The sequence below is a fragment of the Pseudomonas sp. S36 genome (assembly GCF_016647875.1).
Taxonomy (GTDB): Bacteria; Pseudomonadota; Gammaproteobacteria; order Pseudomonadales; family Pseudomonadaceae; genus Aquipseudomonas; species Aquipseudomonas parafulva.
The window spans coordinates 178,823-198,351 of record NZ_JACVVG010000003.1 but is presented as its reverse complement, the minus strand read 5'-3'; the positions used below and the strand labels follow the sequence as shown (position 1 = coordinate 198,351).

Below are 19,529 nucleotides of genomic sequence, written 5' to 3'. Positions count from 1 at the left end.
CGGTGCTTTTCCTTGACAGTGGTTTTCGGACAGGTTTCAGACGCATGTGGCCAACGGACCCGGGTTGGAAGTTGCGGGCCGTACAGATACTGTAAGGTCGCAGACGTTATAACCTAACGGAGCTCAACAATGAAAACACGTGCCGCAATTGCCTGGGGCCCGAATCAGCCACTGGAGTTTGAAGAAGTCGACCTGGAAGGCCCGAAAGAAGGCGAGGTGCTTGTACGCATCGTCACCACCAGCCTGTGCCATACGGATGTTTTCACCTTGTCGGGGCGTGACCCTGAGGGCAAGTTCCCGTGCATCCTCGGCCATGAAGGTGTAGGTATCGTCGAGGATGTAGGCCGTGGGGTGACCACGGTGAAGCCGGGCGACCACGTTATCCCGCTCTACACCCCGGAAGACCCGAACTGCCCGTTCATCAAATCCGGCAAGACCAACCTCTGTCAGTCGATCCGCAAGACTCAGGGCGAGGGCCTCATGCCGGATGGCACCAGCCGCTTCTCTTACAAGGGGCAAACCCTGTTCCATTACATGGGCACATCCACGTTCAGTGAATACACCGTGCTGCCGGAGATTGCCGTGGCCAAGATCGACCCGGCAGCGCCCTTGGCCAAAGCGTCGATCATGGGCTGTGCGATCCCTACCGGCATTGGTGCTGTGCGCAATACGGCCAAGGTTCGGCCAGGCGACACGGTGGCCGTGTTTGGCCTCGGCGCCGTCGGCATGGCGGTCATCCAGGGCGCGGTACTGCAAGGTGCTGGCCGCATCATCGGCATTGACGTGAACCCCAACAAGTTCCCGTTGGCCTTGTCGTTGGGTGCGACGGAGTGCGTGAACCCCCGCGATTACCGCGAGCCGCTGCAGGACGTGATCGTCGACATGACCAATGGCGGCGTGGACTTCTCGTTCGAGTGCGTGGGCAATGTGGAACTGATGCGTGCGGCGCTGGAGTGCTGCCACAAAGGCTGGGGCGAGAGCATCATCATCGGGGTGGCCGGGGCAGGGGACGAAATCGCGACGCGCCCATTCCAGCTGGTAACTGGCCGGGTGTGGAAAGGCAGCGCCTTCGGCGGCGTACTGGGGCGCTCCGAGCTTCCGGGCATGGTGGATGAATGGCTGCGCGGGGAGATCAACGTGGACCCTTACATCACTCACAACATGGACCATGAAACACTGAACCACGCCTTCGACCTGCTCAAACGCGGCGAGGCGATACGTTCAGTGATTCATTACCAGGAACGGGAAACCCTGAGCCATGATTTGCCCGGCGTGATCCTGGACCGCAATGGGCGGGTCATACCTCGGCCAGACGGTGAACACCGGGCGGTGTAAGCACACGCCAGGCGTACCGCCACGGCAATTTATGGCAGCCCCGATCTGGTGCCGGCGTCACACCACCAGCGGGGCTGCTTGTCTTCGAACGCATGAAACCTCGGTTGCAGCTCTGCCAAGTCATTGTCGTCAAAACCACCGACGAGCAATGCGACCGTCGAATCATCGTCAATGGCACCGACAGAACTGCCACACCGGCTGCAAAACGCCCGGCTGGAGTAATCTGATGACCTGAATAAGGAAGGCACGCCACCACCACCCACCCAGGTGACGCTCTGCTGTGTGAACTCCACCCACACCGCCGTCACGGCACCGGTATGGCGTTGGCACGTTTTGCACGAACAGGTGTGTGGCTGTATCGCGGGGGCCAGGGCTTTGTACCTGATCCAGCCGCACAGGCAGCCACCTTCGTAGGCAGTGCTTTGCATACCCATTCCTCTTCAGCTTCTGCGAGAGATGCAAGCTTAGCCTCAGCGGTTCCACCGCAACGGCTAATTGTTCAGATGATCCTTCAACCAAAGGTATCCAACAACCGATACCAGGCAATGCCCGCGCCAAGGTACAGGCGCTGCAAGCCGTGGAACGGGATCGGGTTGACTGGCGTGACCGGAAACACCAGGTCATCCGAGGCGCCCAGCAGGTGACCCGACAAATGACGGGCCAGCGTTGTCGACATGGCGATGCCGCGGCCGTTGTAGCCCAGCAGAATGCTGAGCCCTGGCGCCGGCTCGTGCACGTGCGGCAGGAAGTCCCGGGTCAGTGCCACCCTGCCGCTCCAGTGATGCTCGAAGCCGATCCCTTCCAGCTGCGGGAACAAGGCCGTGACGGCGCGCTTGAGCTGGTTGAAGTCGTCTGGCGAGCGCGGCTCGGAAAACGGCCCGCGGCCGCCTAGCAGCAGCCGCCCTTGCGCGTCCTTTTTGTAGTACAGCAGCAAGCGGCGGGCATCCGAGCAGACTTCGCCCTGCGGCAGGATCTGCTGCGCCAGTGCTGTGGGTAGCACCGGTGTGGATACGATGAAGCTGTTGGCCGCGATGAGGGTTTGCCTCAGGCCGGGCCACAGGTCATCCGAATAGCCATTGGTCGCCAGCACCACACGTTGCGCGGTGACCCGGGCGCCCTGTTCGGTGGTGAGCACCCATTGATTGCCCTCGCGTTTAAGGCCGGTGACGCGGGTACGGCCATGTATTGCAGCGCCGTGATGGAGTGCGGCACGGGCCAGCCCCCGTGCCAGCTTCAGCGGGTGCACGCTGCCGGCGCGGGGGTCGACCCAGGCGCCCAGGTAGCCCTGGCTGCCGATGCGGTCAGCAGCGCCGCGTGCATCGAGCAGCTCAGCCGCAACGCCCCTGCGCTGCCACTGCTGGGCCCGCTGTTCGATGGCGCGCATGGCCGCTGGGGTGCAGGCAGGTTGTATCCAGCCTTGGCGTACCGCATCGCAGTCGATGCCGTAGCGGTCTATCAGCTTGAACACTTCATCCGCAGCACCCCCGGCAACGCGAATGATCGCCTCCGCTTTTTCATCACCGAACAGCTTCATCAGCTCGTCCGGGTCGTACTTCAGGCCCGGAATCACTTGCCCGCCGTTACGCCCCGAGGCACCCCAGCCTGGCTCACCTGCATCCAGTACGCAGGTGGCTGTGCCAGCGCTAGCCAAATGCAGCGCTGTGGTGAGGCCCGTATAACCGGCCCCGACAATGGCCACATCGACCTGTTTGTCCTCTGTCAGCGGCGGCGTTTGCGGCCCCGGCTGCGCCGTGGCAGCCCACAGGGACGGGGGCATGGAAAATGACTGTACGCTCATGCCTGTGGCTCGCTGCTGTTGAGAAGACGGCGCAGGAAATCCTGGGTGCGCGGGTGAGCAGGGCAGCCGAACACATCCTGCGGCACACCCGCTTCCACGATCTTGCCGCCGTACAGGAAGCACACCTTGTCGGAAACCTCCCTGGCGAAGGCCATCTCGTGGGTGACCACTACCATGGTCATGCCCTCTTTGGCCAAGGTGCGCATAACGCCCAGCACTTCGCCCACCAGTTCGGGGTCGAGCGCGGAGGTAGGTTCGTCGAACAGAATCGCCTTGGGCCGCATGGCCAAGGCCCGTGCAATCGCCACGCGTTGCTGCTGGCCACCCGACAGTTGATCCGGGTAGGCATCCAGGCGATGGCCAAGGCCCACCTTTTCCATCAGTTCCACCGCGTGCGCGCGGGCGGCGGCCGGGCTCTCTTTCTTCACGTACACCGGGCCTTCCATCACGTTCTGCAGGGCAGTGCGGTGCGGAAACAAGTTGAAGCGCTGGAACACCATGCCCACTTCGGTACGGATGGTGTGGATCGACCTGGCGTGCCGGTCTACCCGCTCGGACGACACCAGAATGTCGCCACCCTCGTAGGTTTCCAGGCCGTTGATGCAGCGCAGCAGGGTGGACTTGCCCGAGCCGGAGGGCCCGATCAGGCACACCACTTCGCCGCTGTTCACTTCCAGGTCGATACCCTCGAGCACGCGGGTGGACCCATAGCTTTTGTGCAGCGCCTTGATACTGATCATGCGTTGTTCCTCGTCCCAAGGCGGGCTTCCAGCCGCCGCAACCCATACGACAGTGGCAGGCTCAACGCCAGGTAAAGCAGGGCCACCAAGGTATAAACCGTCATGTTCTCGAAGGTGGACGATGCGATCAGCTGGCCGGCCCGGGTCATTTCCGCCACGGTGATGGTGGACACCAGCGAGGAATCCTTGAGCATCATCACCAGGGTATTGCCGTAGGGTGGCAGGGCGATCTTGAAGGCCTGTGGCAGCACTACCCGGCGCATGATCATCGCCCCGCGCATGCCGATCGATTCGGCGGCCTCGATCTGCCCTTGCTGCACTGCCTGGATACCCGCGCGGAAGTTCTCGGCCTGGTAAGCCGAGTAGGCGATGCCCAGGCCGATCACACCCGCTTGAAACGCACTCAGCTGTATGCCGAAGTCGGGCAGCACGAAGTAGATGTAGAACAGCTGCACGATGATCGGCAGCCCGCGGATGATGTTGACGAGTGTGTAGCCGGTCCTGGCGATGAGCTTGCTGTTCGACACCATCATCAGGGCAAACACCAGCCCGATGACCGAGCTGAGAATGAACGACAGCGCGGTCACTTTAACCGTGACCACTGCCCCTTCCAGCAACACAGGGAGAAAGTCCAGAGCGTTCTGCAGAAACATAGAAGTACCCGCTTGTCCGGTAGGCGCCTGACGCGCGTGATGGCGTCAGTTGATGTGCCACTTGGCGATGATCGCATCCAGCGTGCCGTCCGCTTTTACCGCATCGATGCCGCGGTTGATCTGTTCCAGCAGCTGTTGGTCGCCTTTGCGCACGATCAGGCACACTTCGCCGTTGAGGCTGGGTTTGTAGCCGTCAACCAGGCGTACTTTTTTCAGCAAGCCCTGAGACGCCTGGTAAGTGAGGATCGGCTTGTCAGCAAAGCCCGCCTTGATTCGCCCCAGGGCCAGGTCGCGCAGCAGGTCGGAGATGGAGTCATACCCCCTGACTTCCTGGTAGATGCCACGGCGCTTGAGCTCGTCGATGAACACCGTGCCGACCTGCGCGCCCACCACTTCACCCTTGAAGTCGTCCATGCTGGTGTAGGTGCCGTTGTCATCCTGGTTGACCACCAGCGCCTCGCCGTACTCATACACCGGCTTGGAGTACTGCACCACTTTCTGCCGCTCTGGGGTTTTAAGCATGGCTGCAGAAATGATGTCGATCTTGTTCGCCGTGAGTGAGGGGATCAGTGCCGAGAAGTTGTTCTGCAAGATGGTCACGTCAAACCCGCCTGCCTTGGCGATGGCCTGCGCCGAGTCGATCATCATCCCTTGTATCTGGTTGCTCTTCACATCCAGGAAGGTGAAAGGCACGCCGGTGGCTGTGGCACCGACCCGGTAGGTGTCTGCGCTGAAGGCAGTACCGGTGATGAAGCTGGCTGCCAGGGCGGCAGCGCAAGTGAGTGCACGAAGTTGTGAACGCATGGGGTGGACTCCTGATTTCGTGATTTTTGTCGTTATCGAAAGAGTGAGGCCTTGGATCAGGGCAGGGGCCTTGAGTCGAATATAATTGATTTACAAAAATCGTAAAGAGATTTATAAATATCGCATACCGATACGCATGGGGTGAAAAACCGTGAGTGACATTGAAAATGCCCTGTTTAATCAATCCCTTGAGAAGGGGTTGGCGGTTTTGAAGGCGTTCAATGCGCGGCGCAGAACAATGAACCTGGCTGAAGTTGCCCAGGCAGCCGGCATCAATAAAAGCTCCGCCCAGCGCATGGTCCACACCCTCGAGGCCCTGGGCTACGTGCGCAAGAACGCAATCACCAAGCGTTTTCAGCTAACGCCCGAAGTGATGGAGATTGGTTATAACTACCTGGCATCGAACACCCTGGTAGACGTGGCTAACCCGTTTTTGGCAGAGCTTGCCCAGGTGACCGGCGAAACCACCAACCTGACCGAGCCGGTGGCAGACGACATGATCTACGTGGCCCGGTTCGTGGGCCCCAAGTTCATCCCCATCCATATGCCCCTTGGGAGCCGTATCCCCATGTACTGCACAGCCTCCGGGCGTGCGTACCTGAGCGCATTGCCGCGCGAGCAGGCCCATCAACACCTGAGCGGCTGCACCTTCGTGCAGCACACGCGCCAGACACGGGTTGGCCTGGACGACATCCTCGAGCGGGTGGAGCAGGCGCGCAGGGACGGGTTTTCGACCAACTGCGAGGAATTGTTCCTCGGGGACATGGCCCTCGCGGCGCCCGTGCGCAACAGCGAGGGTTTGCCCGTGGCGGCCGTGCACGTGGTGGCGCCCACCAGCCGGTGGACGGTGGAGGAAGCGGAGCGGCGGCTAGGGCCCGCAGTGCTGGAGTGCGCGCGGGCGATTACAACTTCGATACGGGCGTTGCAGTTATAGGCGTAGTCGAGGCGGTTTGTTCTGCCGCCTCTGCTACCCTCACCCCACGTTGAACACATGCCGCAGATACCCCACAAAGTTCTCATCCCTGCACTGCGTCTTCCCTGGGCTGTCCGAGATCTTGGCCACCGGGGCGCCATTGCACGCGGTCATCTTGATCACCATGTTCATCGGCTCCACGCCCGGTATATCGCACGTCAGCTTGGTCCCGATACCAAAGCTCACTTGAATGCGCCCGTGCAGCGCCCGGTACAGTGCCAGGGCCTTGGTGAAGTCCAGCCCGTCGGAGAAGATCAGCGTCTTGCTCATGGGGTCTATACCCAGTTTCTCGTAGTGGGCAATGGCCTTTTCTGCCCAGGCGAGTGGGTCGCCAGAGTCGTGGCGCAAGCCGTCGAAGAGCTTGGCAAAGTACAGGTCGAAGTCGCCAAGGAAGGCGTCCATGGTGACGCAGTCGGTGAGGGCGATGCCCAGCAAGCCGCGGTATTCGCGAACCCAGCATTCCAGCGCCGCCACCTGGCTGTCCACCAGGCGTGGGCCCAGCTGTTGGTGGGCCATGAACCATTCGTGGGCCATGGTGCCGATGGGGCGCAGTTCGTATTCGCGGGCCAGGTGCACATTGCTGGTGCCGACGAAGCGGCCGGGGAAGTCGCGCTTGAGAATGTGCACCACCTCTTCCTGCACCCGGTACGAGAACCGCCGGCGGGTGCCGAAGTCGGCCAGCTGGAAGCCCGCCAGTTCGTCGGCGCTGGCCTCGGCCTTGAGCCAGTCGAGGTTCTGGTACAGCCGCTCGCGCACCTGTTCGATCACCACTTCGCGGTAGCGATAGCGGTTGCGCACTTCGCTGATGATGGCCAGCAGCGGGATTTCGTAGAGGATCACGTGCAGCCACGGGCCGCGAACGCGAATGGCCAGCTGCCCGGCATCGTCCAGACCAACCTGTACGTAGCGCAGGTTGAAACGGAACAGGCTTAGAAAACGGATGAAGTCGGGTTTGATGAACGGGATTTTTTCCAGATAGGCCAGTTGGTCCTGGGTGACGCTGACCTCGGCCAGTTGCTCTACCTGGTAGCGGATCTCGGCCAGGTATGGGGCCAGGTTCTCGCCGTTGCGGCAACGGAACTCCCACTCCACCTCGGCATTGGGGTAGTTGTGCAGCACCGCCTGCATCATGGTGATCTTGTAGAAGTCGGTGTCCAGCAAATTCTGGATGATGCGTGGGCCGAAAACACTGTCGCTCATGAGCGCTGCTCCTTGATCAAAGCCAATTGGTGGTCGAGGGCGGCTTCATCCCCGCACAGCACCACACCCTCTGCTGACAGCGCGCCGCAGGTTTCGATGGCGCCGGCCTGGGTGAGGGCGCGGCAGGCCGGCAGGTACAGCAGCACCTGGAAGCCCGCCTGGCGCAATTGCCGGGCGGTGGTCTTGACGCAGTAATCCAGGGCCAGGCCGCCGACGATCACTGCACCTACCTGCTGCACCTTGAGGTATTCGATCACACCGGTGGAGCGGCGCTCGGCCAGGTCGTGATAACAGGCGCCGTAGGGGTGCAGGTCGGGTTCGACGCCTTTCCACACGTTTTGTGGAATGCACCAGGATCAGGCAAATCTCGTCAACGAGTGTGACATCGCCCATTGTACCTCCAGACCCCCGGATTGAAAGGCCTGCAGCCTTTTTCCTGCAATCAGATCGCCGGAGGCTAGCTCCAATCTGTTCTTGCTGGCCAGCCTATGGCATCACCTGGTGCTTGTCTCAAATCCCACCGCCGGTAGGTGCCACGGTCTTGAATCTACCACCTGGCGTTCGTCGAAAATCTGTCCTTCCCGAACAACCTGAAGCTGATCTTGAACCAGCCAAATCTCCCCTTGGTATCTCAACCGTCCCTTGAGAACAACTGATCGATGGTCATCGTTTCCTCCCAGTGCTGAGCCGCTCTTGGAGAGACATATTCTTGCTCGTCGGCTTCAAAGTAGTACATCTGCCGCTCAGGAATATTAAATGCCCCAATTATCTCTTCGATCATGGCGTCTGTCGGCTCAAGCTGCCAGCTTGTATATGTCTCTTTTATGAGGATTGTCAGATTGCTACGCGCAGTGGAGTAGTTGTCACCACCCACAAAAACATCACCGTCATCAAATGCATCCGGAGTCGCGTCGAGCAGTAACTGATGAGCGTAATTTAAGAGGGGGTCACTGGCATCATAGATATCGTTCGCTTCCAGCGTAGCTACTAGCTTACCAAGCTCCTGAAGTTCCTCCCTTCCCATCCCGAATCCGATAACCTTCATGGTGAAAGTGAGAAGGGAGTCAGGGCAAATTAGACTGAGATTTGCGGCCTTTACGACAAGCTCTAGGCACTCTAAGTAATTTTCCGATATCGGGCTGCTCATGATTGAATGTATAACATTCAGGAATTGTTCGGTGTCCTCGTCCGTGATTGTGATGCTTGTTGTCCACCAAGTAGAGCGCGCTCTGTTAGCGTGAAGGTAGAGTCTGGAGATGTATTCCGGGTGGCTCGCCTTGAATTCCAGGCTCTCTTCGTGCGCAAACAAGGAGGTGATCATTTCATCTTTGGCATTGCGCGTGATGAGATCGTTGAGAGACATGTCATTAATTACTTCAATAGCGCTCCGGCTGCGCAGGCTTTTAAATATGTTCGCCAGGTGTCCAAAATTTTTGGCATAACGCTTGATCAAGAAGTCGCCTAGCGATGGGTTGAAGAGCTTGTAATAGACCCTTTCTTTGCTAAGAACCCTAATGATCATAGAGTTTGATAAGTGCTTTACTGCATAAAAAAAATCTCGTTTTCCTTCAAAGCTCGCATGTGCGGGCATATCCAGGCCCCTAGCATACGCGGAGGCAAGATCATCCTCATCTATGCTTGAGTCATTGAAAGCTATGAGTAGCACTAGGAAGCGCCCAAAGTCGTCTAGCTGCGCATCGAAAGGATGTTGCCAAATTTCTTCAGGGTTGGCTAGCATACCCTGTACATAGCTCCAATAGCCTTCAGGAGCTATATCTTCTGAACGCTGAGGGTCAGTGATGAACTGGATAAGCCTAGGGTTAAAATTTCTATGGTGAATAATTTTCCAGTAGCGTTTCTTCATGTAGTATTGATCAATACGTGACGTCGAAAGTCCCGAGTGCCAGATGTGGTTGTACAACATTCTGGCCTTGTCAATGTTAGAGAGGGAATCAATTTTGATTTCCATCTCATTCCTATCAATATGGTTGTGTGTCAGCGTGTCGTTGAGTAACCGCCCTTGGTTCAAAATCGTAGACCTGGACGTGAGTACGAATTTCTTCGTAGCTCTGTCACGGGCGATCCGCTTAATAAATCGGACGATTTGGGTGCCCTCATGGCCCTTCAGTGCGTACAGATAATTTCGACCTAGAAAGTCGTCGAAATAGAAAATTTGTTTTTTCGAAGGGTTGTAAGCCTGCTCAGCTTCTTCGATATCTTTGCTGATACAAACAAGCTCAAAGCCATCGCTCGCGAAAAGCAGAGTCAGCTGTTCTGCCAATGTGGTTTTACCAATGCCCGCTTGGCCTGTGATGATTACCGTGCCAAGCGTCTCCATTAACTCGACCGCTAACTCGAAGTTTTTCGTCTGCACGAAGAGTTTAGATTGCTCGGCGATGTCGTAAAGTATAGCTTCGCTGCGGCCATTGATAGCATTATTGAGCATGCTCTCTAAGACATTTGCGCTGCTGATCCACAGCTTGAAATGCCGACGCTCTACCGCAGGGTGATCTGCAAGAAAATCGTTAAGGTCTTCTCTACCATATACCTCAATCGGGCATGTAGCGCAGCTTTTCAGAGCCTCGATCAGTTCGTCCTTGTTCAACCTCGTTAGTCCATGGGAAACCACGAGAATGTAGCGCTCGGGGTTGAGTGTGGCCACTTTGGGTGCTTCTGAGTTACGAATATGCGTTACAAGCTGAGGCAAAGTTGAGCCAGGGCGGTGCTTGGCCTGAAGAATCCACTCAGCCCCGGAGTCAGTAACGTAGCGTGCGTCAACCCCACCATCCCGGCCAGGCTTGAATCGCTCAAATTTCACACCTTTCTTAGCACTCAGTAGGTCAGCGCAGAGCACTTCGAATTCTTTGTCGTTAAGGCGGGAAAAATCGTGATCGTTCACTCGGGTACTCACTCCATGGTAGAGGGGTAAGATACCACCGCAGAATGAGGTCAGGGGGATGGCTGGATGTCGGGATGAGGCGCAACACCGAAGCTTGGGCTCATCGATAGACCCGGTAGTGTTGATCGGTTTGCCTCACGGGCTAGGCGTGTAGAGGAACTGATTTCAGACGCCCAACAGCTGTCCTGCGATTCTTATCCCTCCTAAGCTGAAGCCACTTTTCGTGTTGGTGAAGCGCAGGGTGGGGAGGGGAGTCGCTTAAAGTAGCGGCCATCTACGCCAGCATCTCGACCAGGCTTAAAGCGCTCGAGACGCACGCCTTCTGCAGCACCGATGAGGTCGGTGCAGAGTACCTCGAATTCTTTGTCGTTCAGACGCGAAAAATCGTAGTCGTTCACTCGGGCACCTACTTTATGACAAGTGAACACGGCATTTTGCCGCTTCGACCAGCGCTCTTAAAGTCAGCCCGCTGCTGACGATGCAAGGGCGTAGCGCTGGTTCGCGTAGTGACGTTCATCTGAAGGGGTTGTGGGTGCGACCCATCACTGCTTTGCTGAAATGATAGGTACGCCGAATCAGTATCTGAGGGCTCAATCATGGCCAGTGACGACCCAAAGGTGACTTCTCCAGCTCTCCCAGCTGCTGGCACCGCCAATCTGCTCGCACATACACCCAGTACGCGGCTTTGGAGCAGGCATACAACGCTGAGGTGGCGTCGCACCTGCTTCAGAAAGCGCTAGAGCGGCAAGGCGTTCAGCAAAGCGCACAGGATGTGCAATCCTGGGCTGCGATCAACAACGCGATCGTCACCAAAGACGTAAATCTTGCGCAGGAGGTTGAGCAGGCGACGCAGCAAGCTGATGCAGTCGTAAATCAGATTCTCAAACCTGCGCCCGTTCACCAGGAGTAACCGTCATGAGTGATTATGAAGATGAGGAGGCAGAAGATGACGTTGATGAGGATCCACGTCCTTCACTCTGTGAGATCTATAACGTGGACAGCGAGGAGGATGCGTTAGACGAGGCCTACGATGATGCCTTAAAGCTGATTGAGAAGCCTTGAGACCAGCTCCGACAGCTGTTTTGCGCTGAGCCAGTTCCTCACCAGCCGCTTTGAACTTCACGCTTGAGCGACGCCATAGATTAACGGGATCAGAGAAGTGAGGCGCTAAAAGCCACCTCGCTTCTCTTAGGGTTGCCTGTCTAGCGACGTAAACAGAACTGGCAATGAAGGCTATGCATCAATGGGACGGATCAGGCAGGGTCTGACTCCGGTGGAAGAGAACCGATCTACGAACGCCATGCATGCCGATTGACCCCTCAAGGCCGGCCTTACTTAAAGTGCTTTGAAAAAGTGAGGCAAGCGTAGCCATGCTAAGTCGACCATCGCCTCGCGAATTCTTGAAAATGTATTCGCCAGTCTTGATGCCCTCTTTCTGAACAAGCTGAGTAAGGGATTTCACCAGGGCAGGGCTGAGTGACATGGGCTGAAGTGGCTGAGCCACAGTTTTGCTCATGTGCACCACAATTGGATTGGCTGCTCTAGCTGATAGAATTTCTGAGGCTCGTAAGCCCTCCAACAACAGCCTCCATGCGCATTGATCTCTGAGGCGCCCGTTCTCCTCAACCACCTCGCGCAACCTAGCGAGCTCTTGAAGCGTGAGGATTCGCCTGCTTGTAATGGCTTCCGGCGTAGATGAATGATGTCTGTATGCATTTGTCGACATGGCCGGTATCTGAGGTGCCTTTACCTGAGTCGCCTGCCCAAGATCACGCTGTAGATACGTCTGAAGCCGCTGAAGCAAGAGAGAAGCCACCAGGGCATTCATCTCAGCTCGCAAGGCACGAGCCCCCGTAGGATGTCCACTAATGGCGATTAGTATGCGCCCCCTAACATCACTGAGGGGAGGGCACTGGGCTGGCACATCATCAGCAGTAGGCAGAACAGAACGCTGGAGATCATGACAGTCCTGATAACCAAGTCCTTTCGCCAAGATTTCGTGGGCCTCCATGAGCCCGAGCTGATCAGCTCCTGGCCAATGCTGCTGAATTCTCTTGGCCGCTCGTTTGAAGGCTCCGTTACGAAGCATGTCAGCTTCAAATATAGGAACGCGCATAGCATTCTCCTCCATCAGAATGTCGGCTGCTTCTGACCTTCGTAGAAAGCATGCGAGTTAACATGCGGGGATGAACTACCTGTGGCTAGTGCCTTTGCGAGCCGACCGCACGATTCAGGAAAATCGATCTGGTCAGTCTATCAGAGCGGTTTGCTTTTAGTGACATTCGGTCTGGAGCATCTGATGCTTTTAGACCTAGATCTAACTGCTGGGAAGCAGGCTCATAAGGCGCTCAAAGCAGGTGAGTACAAATGTACTCTTTTACTCCAAGCCCTACCTGGGACAGGGCGCTTGGCGATGAGGATTATGCGGTGCCGCCGATCGGGCGCCAGGGCCCGCGGCTGCCCAAGAACCAGATCTACAAGTCGTTCAGAGCAGAGGCTGTTCTTTCCACGAAAATTGAGAAGCGTTCTTGAGAGGCGGATCATGCGGTGACGGGGGCGAAGATTATCCTTCGTTTTACGCAAGCCGAATTGGTAGGTCGGTTGCGTTTAGTGCACCGCGCAGGCTCAGGGTCGTTCGTTCTTCAAGCAGTCTTGTCGTCACCGAACTTCAACCTCGCTCAGCCAGCTACGGGAGCTTCGGTCTAGGTTTGCGTTCCTTGTCGGCGTAGGCAGGGTACGAGGCGCTCAAATAAATCCAGCAACCTCGCAATTTTCACACCACAACCTGCCGCGTGTTCGGAGCAGCTCAACATGAGCAGGTACCTATTGGTGCTAAAAAGAAATCCCGATAGGTACGGAAGGCTTTCGGATGAGGCGATAGCCTACACACACGTTCTCCATACAGGTATCACCCAAGTGTCCCAAGCTACCACCGAAGCGGTTCAACGCTCCGAAGCCCTCCTGCGCGAGATGATGGAAGACCTCGAGGCCCGCAATATCTGGCCAAACATGCGCATCATCATCCACGACATGCTCAAACGGCGCATTGAGCTGGGTGGCGTTTACGAAGAGGTCTACGTGGCGCTGGCACAGAAGCCGCGAGCGCTCTATGTGTTCTGGGACGCCTTCCTGCACACTGCCGACGGCTGGAGCCCTGAAAAGATCCGTCAGGCTCGGAAAGCACGTAAGGAATTGGCTGGAGTGAATGCTCGGATCAGCAACCTTGCCGATCAATTGACCGCCCTGCTGGATCGTCGAGATCATCTCCATAACCATTCAGGCTTCAGATCAGGTACCGAGCATCACATCCTCGATTTGATGCACGAAGCGTCAGAACACAATTACCTCTACGAATGCCACGTGAAGGAGAAGCTTGATCAACTCACTCACCAGTATGACCTGAAGTACTGGTCTTCACTGAGCGAGGTCGTACAGGCCATCGGTACTGATGCGGAAATGGCAGAGATCACCGCTAACAGCGACGCCACTGCAGCTGCCACCGAAAGCCGGAAATCTGGACTGTCAGATTTCGTGAAGGCGTTTCTGGCCCGCTTGGATGACTGCCGGGTTAGTAAATATGGCTTTGTACCAGATGACTTCGCGCTTTCAGATAGCAGCGTCGCTTCGCTTATGAACTGTGGTCTTGACCTATCGGTGGATGAGCTGGTGGATGCTGATTTCATGAAGCGTTTTCGGCAACGACAGCGCGATGCCGAGAAGATCTGAGGAGATGTGCTAAGCGGATCCTCCAGGTCTGTAGCTACTTTATGAGCCAGGCATTTTGCTGTGCTAATCTGCCGGCGTGCTCAGTCGCTTGGAGGAATAGGGATGTTCAACCTGCTGGTAGCCGGTCATAGCGAGATGTGGGAGACCCAGCCGTACTCGATGGCGTTGGGCCGATTCAAGGAATATAGCGGTCATCAGGCTGCTGACATCGACCCGACTAGCCCTGAATCCCTGCGTCGCCTTGAAGAAGTGCCTGCACTGCTGATGTACGAGGTGGGCGCTGGTGGCCGCCATTCCCGAACGGTTCGGCACGGGCGGATACGCAACATAGTTCGAAGAGGGAACGATCTCACGTTTGGTTTTGAGCCCGACGAGCAACATGCCTACCTAGACAGATCAAGCGTTTTGAGCATGTCGGATCAACTCGACATTGGCCAATTCGAGCAGCATCGAACTCACTGGGCAGTGAAAGATGGTGATCTTCCCGCTGAATTAATTGCGACCGGCACTCCTGAAAGACTTGCGCGATCAGTGACGGTGGTTGCCGCTGAATATGCCGAAACTCAACGTGACCGCCCTCGTGTTGCCGCTGCGCTGGTAGAAGAATTGGGGGATTTCCCACCGTCTCTAGAGAAGGCAATGGCATTGCTTCCAGCCAGGATTCTTCGTGACCCTACGCCAGAACTCTTTCCGCTTCTTGGCATTGAGCCCCGAACTGCGGAAGGGCGAAGGGCTTTGGAGGCTGTGATACAACGAGACGCAGCAGGGCGAGACCTTCCTGAGGATTGGCAATTCTCCGTCGCTTGGTTTTTGAGCCTATACGGCAGTCCAACCGAGAGAGAGCGGTTTGAGGGAGCATTAGCAGCGTGTGCTCAACAACTGATCGAGCTTGGCGGTGAGGAAGATCGGGGAGGGCGAATCGAAGAAATAGGTTATGCCCTGTGGCGTTGTAGCCAAAGCCGCACCGTGATCGCACATCTGCGCAGAGAGACGGCGGTTCTGACTGACCGACTGATCCGTCGTCAAGATTTGTCTGGTTGTTGGAGGGCAGAGCAGGCTGACCCTGGGAGTGTTCGTGTCACTGCTTACGCAACGGTCGCATTGCAGCGGTTGGGTGATGACCGATACCACGAGGCAATTGGAAGGGCTGTCGCTTGGCTGCTTACTAAAACTCTCCCGGATAGCAATAGCTTTCCTCGAAATGAAGGTGACGAAGAGCCTGATCTAATCAGTACTGTCTTGTCCTTGGAGGCTATCCGAAGATCAGCTCAGGCCGGCGACGTACCACATTTGCTAGAGGCCGGTGAGTCTTGGGTGCTGTCACAGCAGACAGATTTAGGCGGTTGGGAGGCGGAACCGTGGAACACTCACTTCACTATTGGGGTGGTCTTAACTTACCTTGCCAACAAGACTCAAATGCTTGCGCAAGTGGACGGTTTCTTGTTAATGGCTAGGGATTTTTTCAGGAAGGCAGAAGAGCTGCAGTGGGAAGGTGGGGCAAATAACCGCAGGCTTGCTGCCATTGCGACAGTCCACTCAGTCGAAATGTTTCTCTATGGATTGTTCGAACGACGAGAGGACTTGGCGCTATCAGCATTCAAGGAGAATGGCACTGAAACGCTTGGCCCTAGGGAGGCGATGAGAGCGTTGCAGGATGCACTCCAGCGTATTGGCGTGATAGCAGTACCCCAGCGCCTGCCACACCGCGACCAGCTCAGCTCTCTGATCGGTCGCCGAGATGGAATTATCCACCGGGCTCATGAGGTGAGTGAAGCTGAGCTATCTGATGGTATTCGAGTTGCTCGGAAATTTATAGACAGATTTTCTAAACAATTACTAAATTTGGATTTGCTGCAATAGCCCTAAATGACACTTCATTTTCCTAGCTTTTCGAAATGACTCACGGCCAATTGATGTTCGAGATCATTGGCCGCGTTGGCGTAGGTCGGTCTTCATCGGCAAGGCTAATCAAGAAAGATTCGGCTCCACGACTTTCTACGCATGGTGTCAGATTTTGTGGCAAGCGAAAAGACGAAAAATTCGTATAGATGAGGAATAACGGGCAGTTTCAATTGTTTCCTGTTCTCGTACTCCATAGCCTCGTGCGCGATATAGTTTAGAGCGTTGTACAGTGGCTTGATGAACTGCACGATCTTCCACACCAGGCGCGGGGCGGCTTTTTGTACTATATGCATTCTCCAATAGTAGTCGAAAATTGTCATTGGATGGCCATCGAATCCAAACGTCGGAGAGTAGCCTACCAACCCTGCTCGATCCAGTTGGTACATGAGTTTCTCGGCTGATTTGTTGAGTCTTGCATACCCTATTTCACTGTCTGCGATTTCTGTGCAGATGGAATACCAGTCTCCCAGTGGGCCGGGGTCTTCGGTGGTGTTGTTGAGCTCGCGAAGATTGTAGTAGCGTGATTTGTTCGCAAATCTCTCCAGGAAATCGAGAATTTTTTCCTCAATGCTGTCAGGTTCTGGTGCGATTATTTTCTCACGTCCCCACTTTTTCCTCACGGATAGTGCGTGCAGATACGTCGACTCAATGTTGTGTCCGTATTTCTTGCGTAGCTCATCGTCGGTCGGAGGTTTATAGTTGTTTTCTAACATGTGATTCGTGATTATTACAAGTTTTAATAGTCGTTCTATCCCAATTGTTAATTGGAAGAATGCTGAATAGAAATTGCCTGTTTTCGTTTCGTCGAGATTGGCTTTTAATAGCAGGTCGATTCCTGATAATAGGGATGTTCTAGCTAGAAGCCCCTCTTGCTGTAATAGAGTAAAAGTACGACTGAAACGTAGATCTCGCATAGAATCTATCCTGTGCTAGCAGCGATTGCTTTTGCAGTGAATTAGTTTACGACCCGGCAGCGCCAAGGGGTGTGCGATGCGCGGACAGCGCGGAGTTCGTTGGATTGAAGTTTCAATCCTGAACTGAGCGCCAAATCCGCCGCTGTGGGAGGCATGGATCGAGGCGCCCAAGCTGCTCGCGTGCTACGCCTCGAAACCCCGAGCGCCGCATGCTTGAATGAAGCATTGAAGTTGACGGGGTGGGAGGCGAAGGGCGATTCAGTTCGCGGCACACACTATTTAACGATCGGCTCGTTTAGCTGCCTTTTTGCTACGTGAGCTTGCATATCTCAGGTTAGCGGCGTTTGCTATATCCTTGGCAATTGAGTCGAGGCTGGGGTAAATAAAGCTTTCGTTAATACCTATTCTTGCCAGGCTTGCCAAAATATCTTTTGTAGCCGTATAAGGTATAAAGATCTTTGTGATGAGGTCTTGCAAGGCGGTGTAATAATCAAGCGGTGGAATTTGTGCGCCGTGTAGGGTAAATACACCGCTTTGCGCTCGGATACGAGTGGTCATGTGTGGGGCGGTAATGCAGACCGGGAGCGTTGTGGTGTCCTTGAGCATCGGGTTGATATATTTGTCCCAGTCTTCTGCATCCGAGGCGATATCTATCGTTCTGGCGGTCAATACTGTTTTTTTATTAATTTTCGATGGCTCTATGGAGAAGACGGCGAAGCCTTCATGACTCAGGTGGTCTTCTTCAAAACGCTTACACTCAGCGACCCCATTACCCTTGCGTGTTGGAGCGCCTTGTGCCGCAAAGTACAGGGCGACCAGAGCATTGGTAGACCAGTCAAGCAACCTTGTGGGCAAGCCGTGATGCTGAGCGATAAACATCCATTCGAAGTCGTTCGATGGTTGTTGCTCGAGGAAGGGCCTAGCGAGCTGTTTGAATTCCTGCAGCATTCTTTCAGAGTCCGGGCCCGAGAAAATCCCGCCACTACTGATTCTTACTACCGTGTCGTCAATCTCCTCACCGAGGTGGTCGTGAGATTGATGAATGTTCCGTAGGGCACCAGGCACGAGCTGGTGACTAGCATTAGATTGACCCCGGAACCACAACGAATTGGGTTCGTCGGCCTTCAAACCATCAATGATCTCTACGAATTCTACTAGCGTCCGAGCTGTAAATGTCTTCACGATAGCCTCTTGCTAAGGGAGTTAGAAAATCAGATTTTAAGTGAGGCGCGTATGGTGTGCAGCAATATCCCAGTTAGGTGCGCCAGAACCTGTCGGAGCCAATCCGATTGCTCTTCGACCCCTTCAAAGCTGTGTCGAGTATGGCTGCAGAGCATAAATTGTGCACTTCTTGTTTGGAGGACGATGGCCGAATCAGGCAGATGCCTTTCGTTCGCTCTGACCTAATCGGTTTGCTTCATTTTTTCGCTCCGCCTCTTCGGTGTGTCAGCTCATGGTGTGCAGCTTCTATCACGTAGGGGCGGTGGCTCGTGATCGCTCAAAGCCGAACGCTTGGTCACCTTGAGTGATCCGGTTGGGAGTTCTATAGTCTGTGAATCCGGATTTCATTGAGGCATGCTATCTCCATCGTCCCCGGATGGAGATTGACACAGGAAAACCGGTTGATCGCGGGATGGAGCGCTCCATCAGGTGGTTAACGACTGCCGCGGTCTTATGAGCCGGGGCGAGAGATTGGTGACGTAAGGCTATGAGCCAGCCCGCGGCACTGGCAGCTTCGCTGCATGACTCGTCGCGAGGGGCGGGTTGAAGGCTACCTACTTGTCCTTTCGCGCAAGAGCGATAACGACGAGAGTGGCTGACGGTGCTTAGCCTTCTGGCTGTCGCGTGAGGGATACATGAAAGTTTTAATCTATTCTGATTTGCACCTCGAGTTTCAAGACTTCACGCCCCCCCAGATTGATCCGGATCTGGTGGTGCTGGCAGGAGACATTTCGGTGCGAGGTCAGGGGGTGTTGTGGGCAAATCAAACCTTCACTTGCCCCGTTATTTACGTCTGTGGGAACCACGAGCATTACAAGGGCAACATTGATCGAACGCTCAGCAAAATGCGTGACATGGCTGCGGCGCACGTACATGTCGTGGACAATCAAGTGCTCATTATTGGCAGCACGAGGTTTTTGGTAGGGACGGGGTGGACAGACTACACGGCCACGGGCGATTACAACGCTGCGATGAGGATTGGTGCCGAGTGGATGTCGGATTTCAAGAGAATCAGGATCGGAGAGGGCTACAGGAAGCTTCGCCCCGTCGATCTTATCGCTCGGAACATCGTCGCGCGTGAGTTTTTTGCGGGAGAGCTCTCTAAGCAATTTGAAGGGAGGACAGTCGCTATCACCCATCACTGCCCGATCCAGGAAGTAGCAGGTGAGGGCCATGATGGCCATCTAGGTGCGGCTTATTTCAACCAGTGGCATGACCTAGTCAAGCAAGCTGACATCTGGATATTTGGCCACACGCATCACTCTGTGAATACGGTTGTCTCGGGGTGTCGGCTGATTTCAAACGCACGTGGATATCCAGGTGAGCGCACAGGATTTTCAGCTGATTTCACTATCGACCTCTGA

The 19,529-nt window shown here is 55.6% G+C and carries 17 protein-coding genes and 1 pseudogene; 7 read left to right on the top strand and 11 right to left on the bottom strand.

Features of this window, described 5'->3' with window-relative positions; all coding sequences use genetic code 11:
* Positions 1 to 129: 129 nt before the first annotated feature.
* Positions 130 to 1,335 carry an S-(hydroxymethyl)glutathione dehydrogenase/class III alcohol dehydrogenase gene (locus IAE36_RS02995; protein WP_201210087.1) on the top strand — a complete coding sequence of 402 codons (1,206 nt, stop codon included), beginning with the start codon at positions 130 to 132 and terminating at the stop codon, positions 1,333 to 1,335.
* A gap of 29 nt (positions 1,336 to 1,364) precedes the next feature.
* Here the strand turns inward: IAE36_RS02995 and IAE36_RS02990 are convergent, their stop codons facing one another.
* From IAE36_RS02990 to IAE36_RS02970, 5 genes are all read right to left on the bottom strand, one after another.
* Positions 1,365 to 1,763, bottom strand: coding sequence for a GFA family protein (locus tag IAE36_RS02990; protein WP_201210085.1), 399 nt, complete (start codon positions 1,761 to 1,763; stop codon positions 1,365 to 1,367).
* Between the two features lie 83 nt (positions 1,764 to 1,846).
* Positions 1,847 to 3,133 (bottom strand): FAD-dependent oxidoreductase, encoded by a 1,287-nt coding sequence (locus IAE36_RS02985; protein ID WP_201210083.1) that lies wholly within the window; start codon positions 3,131 to 3,133, stop codon positions 1,847 to 1,849.
* On the bottom strand, positions 3,130 to 3,873 hold the full coding sequence (locus tag IAE36_RS02980) for an amino acid ABC transporter ATP-binding protein (RefSeq protein WP_201210081.1): 744 nt from the start codon (positions 3,871 to 3,873) through the stop codon (positions 3,130 to 3,132). The genes IAE36_RS02985 and IAE36_RS02980 overlap by 4 nt, the downstream gene beginning before the upstream one ends.
* A complete protein-coding gene (gene ehuD, locus IAE36_RS02975; RefSeq protein ID WP_201162859.1) occupies positions 3,870 to 4,526 on the bottom strand; it encodes an ectoine/hydroxyectoine ABC transporter permease subunit EhuD in 657 nt (218 codons plus the stop codon). The genes IAE36_RS02980 and ehuD overlap by 4 nt, the downstream gene beginning before the upstream one ends.
* 45 nt (positions 4,527 to 4,571) lie before the next feature.
* Complete coding sequence (locus IAE36_RS02970) at positions 4,572 to 5,330, bottom strand: ABC transporter substrate-binding protein (protein ID WP_201210079.1); 759 nt, start codon at positions 5,328 to 5,330, stop codon at positions 4,572 to 4,574.
* 151 nt (positions 5,331 to 5,481) lie between these two features.
* On the opposite strand from IAE36_RS02970, the gene IAE36_RS02965 reads away from it, so the two are divergent.
* Positions 5,482 to 6,264 carry an IclR family transcriptional regulator gene (locus IAE36_RS02965; RefSeq protein WP_201210077.1) on the top strand — a complete coding sequence of 261 codons (783 nt, stop codon included), beginning with the start codon at positions 5,482 to 5,484 and terminating at the stop codon, positions 6,262 to 6,264.
* A gap of 39 nt (positions 6,265 to 6,303) precedes the next feature.
* Here IAE36_RS02965 and pncB read toward each other — a convergent pair whose 3' ends face one another.
* From pncB to IAE36_RS02950, 3 genes and pseudogenes are all read right to left on the bottom strand, one after another.
* Entirely contained in the window at positions 6,304 to 7,503 is a 1,200-nt protein-coding gene (pncB, locus tag IAE36_RS02960) for a nicotinate phosphoribosyltransferase (RefSeq protein ID WP_201210075.1), read from the bottom strand.
* Positions 7,500 to 7,838 (bottom strand): annotated as a pseudogene (locus IAE36_RS02955) (isochorismatase family protein); the annotation flags it as partial. The pseudogene IAE36_RS02955 and the gene pncB, both read right to left, overlap by 4 nt.
* A 296-nt stretch (positions 7,839 to 8,134) precedes the next feature.
* Positions 8,135 to 10,402 carry a restriction endonuclease gene (locus tag IAE36_RS02950; protein ID WP_201198296.1) on the bottom strand — a complete coding sequence of 756 codons (2,268 nt, stop codon included), beginning with the start codon at positions 10,400 to 10,402 and terminating at the stop codon, positions 8,135 to 8,137.
* 685 nt (positions 10,403 to 11,087) lie between these two features.
* Between IAE36_RS02950 and IAE36_RS02945 the strand changes: the two genes are divergently transcribed.
* On the top strand, positions 11,088 to 11,312 hold the full coding sequence (locus tag IAE36_RS02945) for a hypothetical protein (RefSeq protein ID WP_201198298.1): 225 nt from the start codon (positions 11,088 to 11,090) through the stop codon (positions 11,310 to 11,312).
* Positions 11,313 to 11,317: 5 nt separating this feature from the next.
* Positions 11,318 to 11,464: a hypothetical protein gene (locus tag IAE36_RS02940; RefSeq protein ID WP_201198299.1), complete on the top strand. Its 147-nt coding sequence runs from the start codon at positions 11,318 to 11,320 to the stop codon at positions 11,462 to 11,464.
* Positions 11,465 to 11,642: 178 nt separating this feature from the next.
* On the opposite strand, the gene IAE36_RS23985 is transcribed toward IAE36_RS02940, so the two are convergent.
* Complete coding sequence (locus tag IAE36_RS23985) at positions 11,643 to 12,128, bottom strand: tyrosine-type recombinase/integrase (protein ID WP_442967438.1); 486 nt, start codon at positions 12,126 to 12,128, stop codon at positions 11,643 to 11,645.
* A gap of 1,190 nt (positions 12,129 to 13,318) precedes the next feature.
* On the opposite strand from IAE36_RS23985, the gene IAE36_RS02930 reads away from it, so the two are divergent.
* Positions 13,319 to 14,128: a hypothetical protein gene (locus IAE36_RS02930; protein ID WP_201198303.1), complete on the top strand. Its 810-nt coding sequence runs from the start codon at positions 13,319 to 13,321 to the stop codon at positions 14,126 to 14,128.
* A 102-nt stretch (positions 14,129 to 14,230) separates the two neighbouring features.
* Entirely contained in the window at positions 14,231 to 15,988 is a 1,758-nt protein-coding gene (locus IAE36_RS02925) for a prenyltransferase/squalene oxidase repeat-containing protein (protein ID WP_201198305.1), read from the top strand.
* Positions 15,989 to 16,092: 104 nt separating this feature from the next.
* Here the strand turns inward: IAE36_RS02925 and IAE36_RS02920 are convergent, their stop codons facing one another.
* Positions 16,093 to 16,944 carry a hypothetical protein gene (locus IAE36_RS02920; RefSeq protein ID WP_201198307.1) on the bottom strand — a complete coding sequence of 284 codons (852 nt, stop codon included), beginning with the start codon at positions 16,942 to 16,944 and terminating at the stop codon, positions 16,093 to 16,095.
* Positions 16,945 to 17,223: 279 nt separating this feature from the next.
* Positions 17,224 to 18,126 (bottom strand): FRG domain-containing protein, encoded by a 903-nt coding sequence (locus IAE36_RS02915; RefSeq protein ID WP_201198309.1) that lies wholly within the window; start codon positions 18,124 to 18,126, stop codon positions 17,224 to 17,226.
* Between the two features lie 674 nt (positions 18,127 to 18,800).
* On the opposite strand from IAE36_RS02915, the gene IAE36_RS02910 reads away from it, so the two are divergent.
* On the top strand, positions 18,801 to 19,529 hold the full coding sequence (locus IAE36_RS02910; protein WP_201198311.1) for a metallophosphoesterase: 729 nt from the start codon (positions 18,801 to 18,803) through the stop codon (positions 19,527 to 19,529).